This window comes from Methylobacterium sp. (assembly GCF_028290105.1).
Lineage (GTDB): Bacteria > Pseudomonadota > Alphaproteobacteria > Rhizobiales > Beijerinckiaceae > Methylobacterium.
On sequence record NZ_JAQGKL010000136.1, the window covers coordinates 1 to 8,150 of the forward strand.

An 8,150-nucleotide genomic window follows, 5' to 3' on the forward strand; every position below is an offset into this window, starting at 1 on the left:
GCTCGCCGTCCCCGATGGCGAGGCGGTGATCGCGCCGGTCAACCGCCTGCTGAAGGCCTTTCCGCACGCGGTCCTGACCCAGGACTGGCACCCGCCGGGCCATGTCTCGTTCGCCGCGAGCCATCCCGGCCGGGAACCCTTCGACACCGTGCCCCTGGCCTACGGCCCCCAGGTGCTGTGGCCGGAGCATTGCGTGCAAGGGAGCGACGGCGCCGCGTTCGCCCCCGGCCTCGACGCACCCCGCGCCGAACTCGTGATCCGCAAGGGTCACAACCCTGCCCTCGACAGCTACTCGGCGTTTCTCGAGGCCGACCGGCGCACCCCCACGGGGCTGGCCGGCTACCTGCGCGAGCGCGGCTTCACCCGCGTGGTGCTGTGCGGGCTCGCCACCGATTACTGCGTCGCCTGGAGCGCGCTGGACGCGCGGGCGGCGGGGTTCGAAGCTTTGGTGGTGGAGGACGCCGTGCGCGGCATCGACCTCGACGGATCGGTGGCGCGGGCCTGGGCCGAGATGGCGGCGGCGGGGGTGGAGCGGATCACCAGCGGGGCGATCGCCCCTATACCGCGCTCCCATACAGATCGTACGCATCCGCGCGCTCGATCTTCACCGTGACGATGTCGCCCACCCGCAACGGCCGGCGTGACGTGACGTGGACGTTGCCGTCGATCTCGGGGGCATCGTATTTCGAGCGGCCCTTGGCGATGCCGCCCTCGACCGCGTCGATGATCACCGGCAGGCGCTTGCCGATGCGGGCCTTCTGCAGGCGGGCGGAGACGCCCTGCTGCGCCTCCATGAAGCGGCGCTTGCGCTCGGCCTTGACCTCCGGCGGGACGAGATCCCCGAGGGTGTTGGCGACGGCACCACCCACCGGCTCGAACTCGAAGCAGCCGACGCGCTCCAGCTTGGCTTCGCGGATCCAGGCGAGCAACTCCTCGAACTCGGCCTCGGTCTCGCCGGGAAAGCCGACAATGAAGGTCGAGCGGATGGCCAGATCCGGGCAGATCTCCCGCCAGCGCCGGATGCGCTCGAGCTGGCGCTCCTGGTTGCCGGGCCGGCGCATGCGGCGCAGCACGGAGGGGCTGGCATGCTGGAGCGGCATGTCGAGGTAGGGCAGGATCTTGCCCTCGGCCATCAGCGGGATGACCTCGTCCACGTGCGGGTAGGGGTAGACGTAGTGCATCCGCACCCAGGCCCCGAGTTGCCCGAGTTCGGCGGAAAGATCGTAGAATTTCGCCCGGACCTCCCGGTCGCGCCAGGGGCTCGTGGCGTAGCGGATGTCGACGCCGTAGGCGGATGTGTCCTGCGAGACCACCAGCAGTTCCTTGACGCCGGCTTTGACCAGCTTCTCGGCCTCGCGCAGCACGTCGCCCGCCGGCCGGCTGACGAGGTCGCCACGCAAGCTCGGGATGATGCAGAAGGTGCAGCGGTTGTTGCAGCCCTCCGAGATCTTCAGGTAGGCGTAGTGGCGCGGGGTGAGCTTCACCCCCTGCGGCGGCACGAGATCGAAGAACGGGTCGTGCGCCGGGGGCACCGCCTCGTGCACCGCCGCCACCACCGATTCGTAGGCCTGCGGCCCGGTGACCGCGAGCAGGTTCGGGTACTTCTCGCGGATCTCGTCGGGCTGGGCGCCCATGCAGCCGGTCACGATGACGCGGCCGTTCTCCGCCATGGCCTCGCCGATGGCCGAGAGGGACTCGGCTTTCGCCGAATCCAGGAAGCCGCAGGTGTTGACGATGACGACGTCCGCGCCGTCATGCCGCCGGGCGAGCTCGTAGCCCTCCGCGCGCAGGTGCGTGAGGATGCGCTCGGAATCCACCAACGCCTTGGGGCAGCCCAGCGACACGAAGGAGATCTTGGGCGCCGCCTTCGCGCCGGCCGGCGGCAGGACGGGGGGCGAGGCGGGCGGCAGGGAAGATGCGGTCATGGGGGCTCGTCGGGCCGACCGGAAACCGGAACGGCCCTGGATTCGGGGGAGGGCGGGACAAAGAGGTTGACAGCCCTATAACGGGATTCGCTCGCCCAAGCGAGCGGCGCGGGTCCGAGCCATGCGCGGATCGCGCTTTTGCCACGCCGTCGCGCATGCCACCTGTGCAGGCTCGACCCAACCCTCGACCGTCCGCCGCGTCCCCGAAGCTGATCCCGAGTCCCCATGTGGATTGCTGACATCCCGTTCGTCGATTCCGTCGCGGCGGCCGAGGCCCTGGCCGCCCTGCCGGGGCTCGCCTTCCTCGACAGCGCGATGCACCACGACACCCTCGGCCGGACCTCGACCCTGGCGGCGGACCCGTTCGGGCGCTTCCGGTTTCGCGATGGCGTCGCCTCCCTCGACGGGCGCCCCGTTCCCGGCTCCGGCCTGGAGGCCCTGCGCGCCTGCCTCGCCCCCTACCGCACCGCCCGCGACCCCGATCTCCCGGATTTTTCCGGGGGCGCCATCGGCTACGTCGCCTACGATCTCGGCGCCTGCCTGGAGCGGGTGGCGCCACCGGCCCGGCGCGCAGACCTCTGCGACGACATCGCCTTCAACCTCTACGACACCGTGCTGAGCATCGACCACGCCAGCGGGCGCTGCCGGCTCCTGGCCACGGGCTTTCCCGAGACGGCCCCCGCCGCCCGCGAGGCCCGCGCCCGGGCGCGGCTGGCGCAGTTCACGGACCTGCTCGCGGGTGCGCGCCCGAGCCCCGAGCCGGCGGCACAAGGACCTCTCACGTGGCGCTCGAACTTCACGCGGCCCGCCTACGAGGCGGCGGTGGAGCGGGTGCGCGACTACATCCGCGCCGGCGACATCTACCAGGCCAACATCGCCCAGCGCTTCGAGGCGGACCTGAGCCCCGGCTTCGATCCCTTTGCTCTCTACCGGCGCCTGCGCGCCACCAACCCGGCGACCTTCGGCGCCTATCTCGACTTCGGGCCCTTACGCGTCGCATCGAGCAGCCCCGAGCGCTTCCTCAAGCTCAGCGGCCGCCAGGTCGAGACCCGGCCGATCAAGGGCACGGTGCGCCGCGTCGACGATCCGGTCAAGGACGCGCGCCTCGGGGCGGCCCTCCAGGCCAATGCCAAGGAGCGGGCCGAGAACATCATGATCGTCGACCTCCTGCGCAACGACCTCTCGCGCATCTGCGAGGCCCACAGCGTGCGGGTGCCGGTCCTGTGCGGGCTCGAATCCTACGCCTCCGTCCACCACCTCGTCTCGGTGGTCACCGGAACCCTGAGACCCGACCTCGACGCCCTCGACCTCATCGCCGCCACCTTCCCGGGCGGCTCGATCACCGGCGCGCCGAAGCTGCGCGCCATGGACATCATCACCGAGATCGAGGGGGATGCCCGCGAACTCTATTGCGGCGCCATCGGGGCCATCGGCTTTACCGGCGACCTCGACACCTCGATCGCCATCCGCACCGTGTTCATGGACGACCGGACGGCCGTGCTCCAGGCGGGCGGGGGCATCACCCTGCTCTCGGAGCCGGGCCCGGAATACGAGGAGACCCTGACCAAGGCCGCCCGGGTGTTCCAGGCCTTCGAGCCGGAAGCAGAGCCGGGGAGGGCGCCGTGATCCTCGTCATCGACAATTACGACAGCTTCGTCTTCAACGTGGTCCGCTACTTCGAGGAGCTCGGCGAGACCGTGCGGGTGGCGCGCAACGACGCCCTCGATGTCGCGGGCATCCGCGCCCTCTCGCCGGAGGCCATCGTGATCTCCCCCGGCCCCTGCACCCCGGCGGAGGCCGGCATCTCGCTGCCCGCCATCCGCGAACTCTCCGGAGAAATGCCGCTGCTCGGCGTCTGCCTCGGCCACCAGGCCATCGGCGCGGCCTTCGGGGGCCGGGTCGCGCGCGCCGGCCGCCCCCTGCACGGGCAGGCGACGCCGATCCGCCACCAGGGGACGGGCCTGTTCGCAGGGCTCGCCAACCCGATGCAGGTCGGGCGCTACCACTCCCTGATCGTGGCACCCGAGCCCGGCATGGCCGACCGGCTCTCCATCGACGCGGTCTCCACGGAAGGAGAGGTGATGGCGCTCTCGCACAAGGCGCACCCGACCTGGGGTGTGCAGTTCCACCCGGAATCCGTGCTCACCGAGAACGGCCACGCCCTCTTCGCCAACTTCTTGCGACTTTCTCGCGATTGGCGCGCGAGGCGGGAACTCCGCGATGCTGTGGTTTGACGGCGCCCTGCGCGAAGGGCCCGTGCCCTTCGACCTCGCCGACCGGGGCCTGACCCTCGGCGACGGGGTGTTCGACACCGCGCTCGCCCGCCACGGCCGCATCCTGTTCGAGGACGCGCACGTGGCGCGCCTGGCCGCCGCCGCCGCGCGGCTCGGTTTTCCGGTCCCGCCCGAGCGCATCGCCATGGCCATGCGGGCCCTGGCGGAGGAGGGGCTCCCGCTCGCGGCGATCCGCACCACGATCACGCGGGGCTCCGGCCCGCGCGGCCTCGCGCCCCCCGCCGAGCCCCGGCCCGTGCTCTGGGCGAGTTCCGCCCCCGTCGGACCCGGCCTCGCCTTCTCGCCCCTGCGCCTGCACCCCACCGCGATCCGCCGCAACGAGACCTCGCCGGGGGCGAACCTGAAGACCCTCGGCTACCTCGACGCGGTGCTGGCGGCGGGCGAAGCACGGGCCGCCGGCTTCGACGAGGCCCTGTTCCTGAACACGCGGGGCCGGGTGGCCTGCGCGGGGACAGGCAACCTGTTCGCGGTGATCGACGGCATCCTCGTCACCCCGCCCCTCGCCGACGGCGTCCTGCCCGGCATCCTGCGCGCCGAAATTCTGCTGCGCGCGCCGCGACTGGGCCTTCCGATCGCGGAGCGGAGCTTCGATCTGGCCGCGCTGCTCGCCGCCGAAGCGGTGTTCGTGACGAATTCCCTGCGCGGCCTCGCCCCCGTGACGGCCATCGGGGCGAACGCCTTCGCCAGTCCCGCGCATCCCGTGCTGAGCGCCCTCGTCGCAGACCTGCGGCGCGACGCCTTCCCATGAAGGCGCCCCGATTCTGGTGGCGCGCGGTGCTGATGGCCGCCTACGCCTTCATCGGCGTCGTCCACCTCGCCGCCCCCGACGCGTTCCTGCCGATCATGCCCGATTGGGTGCCGATGCCCCGCCTGGTCGTGATCCTCACGGGCCTGTGCGAGTTCGCCGGCGTCGCCGGCCTCGCCTTCGCCCCCACCCGGCGCTGGGCCGGGATCGGCCTCGCGCTCTACGCGATCTGCGTCTTTCCGGCCAACCTCAAGCACGCGCTGGCGGGCATCGTGGTGCCGGGCCTGCCCGACACCTGGTGGTATCACGGGCCGCGCCTGGCCTTTCAGCCGGTCTTCGTCTGGTGGGCGCTCTACGCCGCCGGGATCGTCGACTGGCCCTTCGGCGCCGGGCGGGTCAGCCCCTCTCGGCGACCTTGACCGCCCGCCAGGCCGCCTCCATCGCGTCGAGGTCGCTGTCGGAGAGGTTTCGACCGTCGGCCGCGAGCGTCGCCGCCATGGCGTCGAAGCGGCGTTCGAACTTCATATTCCCTTTCGCCAAGGAATATTCCGGATCGATTCCGAGATGCCGGGCGAGGTTGGCCACCGAGAACAGCAGGTCGCCGACCTCTTCCGCCACCGCCTCGGGTGTCCCGTTCGCCATCGCGTCGGCGACCTCGTCGATCTCCTCGCGCACCTTCAGGACCACCTGCTCGGGATCGGGCCAGTCGAAACCGTAGGTCGCCGCGCGGGCCGAGAGCTTTTCCGCCCGCGTCAGGGCGGGGAGGGCCAGCGGAATGCCCGCGAGGGCGCTGGCCTCCCCCGTGGGCTTGGACCGGCGCTCCTGCGCCTTGATCGCCTCCCATTGCCGCGCCACGGCCTCCGGGTCGCGCCGGGGCGAGCCCGCGGGAAGCAGGGTGCCGTCGGCCTCGAACACGTGCGGGTGGCGCCGGACCATCTTTCCCACCACCGCGGCGACCACGTCCGGAAAGGCGAAATGCCCGGCTTCCTCGGCGAGGCGCGCGTGGAAGACCACCTGGAGCAGGAGGTCGCCGAGTTCGTCGCGCAGATCCGCCATGTCGCCCCGCGCGATGGCGTCGGCCACCTCGTAGGCCTCCTGCACCGTGTAGGGTGCGATGCCGGCGAAATCCTGCGCCACGTCCCAGGAGCAGCCGACCTCCGGGTTCCGAAGCGTCGCCATCAGGGCCAGCAGTTCCTCGATGTCCACCACGTCGTCTCCCGCGTCTCGCATCCGTCGGATGTCCCTTAGCCGATCGGCTCCCAAGTCGTGAGGCTGGGGACGAATGCGGGAGAAGCGGTGCCTCGTCCTTCATATTCCCTCGAAAAAGGCCTTGTCCAGGAGGTGTTCGTTCTTCCGAACGGTGATCCGGACCCTTAGGAAAGGTATCGGTAAGGGATTCTCAGAGAGTCATTTCTGAGAGTTATAAGGGAGCGCCGAAAGCGCAATCCTGCCATGGACTTGAAGGGTGTTTGCGTATCGAACTCTGCGCGGATCCGTATCGAACTCTGCGTTCATGCGTATGGAAGTCTGCGTGGCGAACGGGCTTTCGCGCATGCGATTCTGCGCAGGACCGTATCGGGTTCGGCGTGGATAAGCGCCCTGGCCGGTGAACTCCGGGGACAAGCCCGAATCCGCCCCCGTATCGAACTCTGCGTGGGGGCGCCGTCGCGGGAACCCCGAAGGCCGACGGCGTCCGTTTCTCCAAGCCCGACCGGTGGATAGCCGGGATGACCACCCCGTTCCGCGGCGGCCCGCGAGACTCGGAGATGTGGAATCGGGCATGGTCGCCGCGCGGCGGGAGTCCGGGCATTTGCCGGACCGCGCCGCTTGTTCGCGCGCCACGAGGGTCGGCACCGGGATCATGGGGATCGAGGACACAGTGGCGGGCATCCGCGATGCCGATCTCCTGGCCGAGGTCGAGGCGGCGCGCGGCAGCTTCCTGTTCGCCACCATCGCCAACACCATCCTGCACCGGCAGCGGGCCCGGGACGCCGAGGCCGAGGCGCGTGGCGCGGTCGCCGGCCGGCGCCAGGCCATGGGTCGCGACCAGCGCCGGCGCGACGCCGTGCGCGAGGTCATCGAGAACGAGCCCACCGGCCCGGAGAACCTGCAGCACATCCATTCGGTGCTGGCGCTCTGCGGCCTGCCCTATCGCGACCCGGGCGACGCCCGCGAGTTTTTTCGCGAGTATGGGCGTAACTCGCTCAGTCTCCTGGCGGGGCGCCTGAAGAACCCCGCCACCGGCGAGATGGAGTTCCAGGGCCTGCCCTACGGCCCCAAGGCCCGCCTCGTGCTCCTGCACCTCTGCACCGAGGCCGTGCGCCAGCGCAGCCCCACCATCGCGGTGGCCGACAGCCTGTCGGGCTTCATGAAAGAGATGGGGTTCGCGGTCACCGGGGGCGAGCGCGGCACCATCCGGCAGTTCAAGGAACAGCTGTCCAGGCTCGCCGCCTGCACCCTGCAGATCGGCCTCTGGGACGGGGCGGGCAGCGCCAGCACCCTCAACGTGCCGCCGTTCCGCCAGCTCGACCTCTGGCTGCCGCAGGGGGCCGACGGGGTCGTCTGGCAGAAGAGCGTGCAGTTCCACCAGGATTTCTACGACAACCTGATCCAGCACGCCCTGCCGGTGGACATCCGGGCGGCGCGCGCCTTCTCGGGCTCGGCCCGGAAGCTCGATCTGCTGTTCTGGGTCGGCTACCGCCTGCGCGCCCTGCAGCGGCCCCTGCGCCTGACCTGGGACAACCTGCACCGGCAGTTCGGCGCTGACAACGCCAGCATCCGCAGCTTCCGGCAGGCCTTCAAGGCGGACCTCGCCCACCTGCAGGAGGTGTTCCCGAAGCTGCCCATCCGGCTGGACGACAACGGCATGCTGCTCCAGCCCGCGGATCCGAGCGCCCTTCTGATCCCGCCGCGCGGCGCCAAGCCCCCGCGCAGGGCCGTGGCGACGGCCGGCTGACGGCATATTCCTTCTGCGGCGTGGAAGAATGGTCGGAATATACCTTGCGCCTGGGATGAACGCAGGGAATAAAACATGGAATATCCGGTACCGAAGACGTTGTCTGGAATATTCCGCGAGGTCCCCATGTTCCTGTCCGAAGCCGAGGCCGAGGCGGCCCTGCGCGACCTGCGCCGCCGCCGCGACGAACTCGACCGCGCCATCGCCGACCACCAGCTCTACCTCGAACT

Annotated in this window: 8 protein-coding genes; 6 read left to right on the forward strand and 2 right to left on the reverse strand. The window is 70.6% G+C overall.

Annotated features, from left to right (window positions below; translation table 11 throughout):
• Positions 1–613 (forward strand): nicotinamidase (locus tag JWQ05_RS09530; protein ID WP_299657897.1); only part of this gene is annotated, 613 nt, incomplete at its 5' end.
• Here JWQ05_RS09530 and rimO read toward each other — a convergent pair.
• Positions 558–1,925 (reverse strand): 30S ribosomal protein S12 methylthiotransferase RimO, encoded by a 1,368-nt coding sequence (rimO, locus tag JWQ05_RS09535; RefSeq protein ID WP_299657899.1) that lies wholly within the window; start codon positions 1,923–1,925, stop codon positions 558–560. The genes JWQ05_RS09530 and rimO overlap by 56 nt on opposite strands.
• Positions 1,926–2,150: 225 nt before the next feature.
• Between rimO and pabB the strand changes: the two genes are divergently transcribed.
• From pabB to JWQ05_RS09555, 4 genes are read left to right on the forward strand one after another with little or no spacing between them, the layout of a single operon-like run.
• On the forward strand, positions 2,151–3,551 hold the full coding sequence (pabB, locus tag JWQ05_RS09540) for an aminodeoxychorismate synthase component I (RefSeq protein WP_299657901.1): 1,401 nt from the start codon (positions 2,151–2,153) through the stop codon (positions 3,549–3,551).
• Entirely contained in the window at positions 3,548–4,159 is a 612-nt protein-coding gene (locus JWQ05_RS09545; RefSeq protein WP_299657903.1) for an aminodeoxychorismate/anthranilate synthase component II, read from the forward strand. The genes pabB and JWQ05_RS09545 overlap by 4 nt, the downstream gene beginning before the upstream one ends.
• Positions 4,146–4,967 (forward strand): aminotransferase class IV, encoded by an 822-nt coding sequence (locus JWQ05_RS09550; protein WP_299657905.1) that lies wholly within the window; start codon positions 4,146–4,148, stop codon positions 4,965–4,967. The genes JWQ05_RS09545 and JWQ05_RS09550 overlap by 14 nt, the downstream gene beginning before the upstream one ends.
• A complete protein-coding gene (locus JWQ05_RS09555) occupies positions 4,964–5,383 on the forward strand; it encodes a DoxX family protein (protein ID WP_299657907.1) in 420 nt (139 codons plus the stop codon). The genes JWQ05_RS09550 and JWQ05_RS09555 overlap by 4 nt, the downstream gene beginning before the upstream one ends.
• Here the strand turns inward: JWQ05_RS09555 and mazG are convergent.
• Positions 5,361–6,194, reverse strand: a complete 834-nt coding sequence (gene mazG / locus JWQ05_RS09560; protein ID WP_299657909.1) for a nucleoside triphosphate pyrophosphohydrolase — start codon at positions 6,192–6,194, stop codon at positions 5,361–5,363. The genes JWQ05_RS09555 and mazG overlap by 23 nt on opposite strands.
• Positions 6,195–6,825: 631 nt before the next feature.
• Between mazG and JWQ05_RS09565 the strand changes: the two genes are divergently transcribed.
• Positions 6,826–7,920 carry a replication protein RepA gene (locus JWQ05_RS09565; protein ID WP_299657911.1) on the forward strand — a complete coding sequence of 365 codons (1,095 nt, stop codon included), beginning with the start codon at positions 6,826–6,828 and terminating at the stop codon, positions 7,918–7,920.
• The last annotated feature ends 230 nt before the right edge of the window (positions 7,921–8,150 follow it).

Coding starts and splice junctions, on each gene's coding strand:
- rimO (WP_299657899.1), bottom strand. CDS start 1,925: ATGACCGCATCTTCCCTGCCGCCCGCCTCGCCCCCCGTCCTGCCGCCG.
- pabB (WP_299657901.1), top strand. CDS start 2,151: ATGTGGATTGCTGACATCCCGTTCGTCGATTCCGTCGCGGCGGCCGAG.
- JWQ05_RS09550 (WP_299657905.1), top strand. CDS start 4,146: ATGCTGTGGTTTGACGGCGCCCTGCGCGAAGGGCCCGTGCCCTTCGAC.
- JWQ05_RS09555 (WP_299657907.1), top strand. CDS start 4,964: ATGAAGGCGCCCCGATTCTGGTGGCGCGCGGTGCTGATGGCCGCCTAC.
- mazG (WP_299657909.1), bottom strand. CDS start 6,194: ATGCGAGACGCGGGAGACGACGTGGTGGACATCGAGGAACTGCTGGCC.
- JWQ05_RS09565 (WP_299657911.1), top strand. CDS start 6,826: ATGGGGATCGAGGACACAGTGGCGGGCATCCGCGATGCCGATCTCCTG.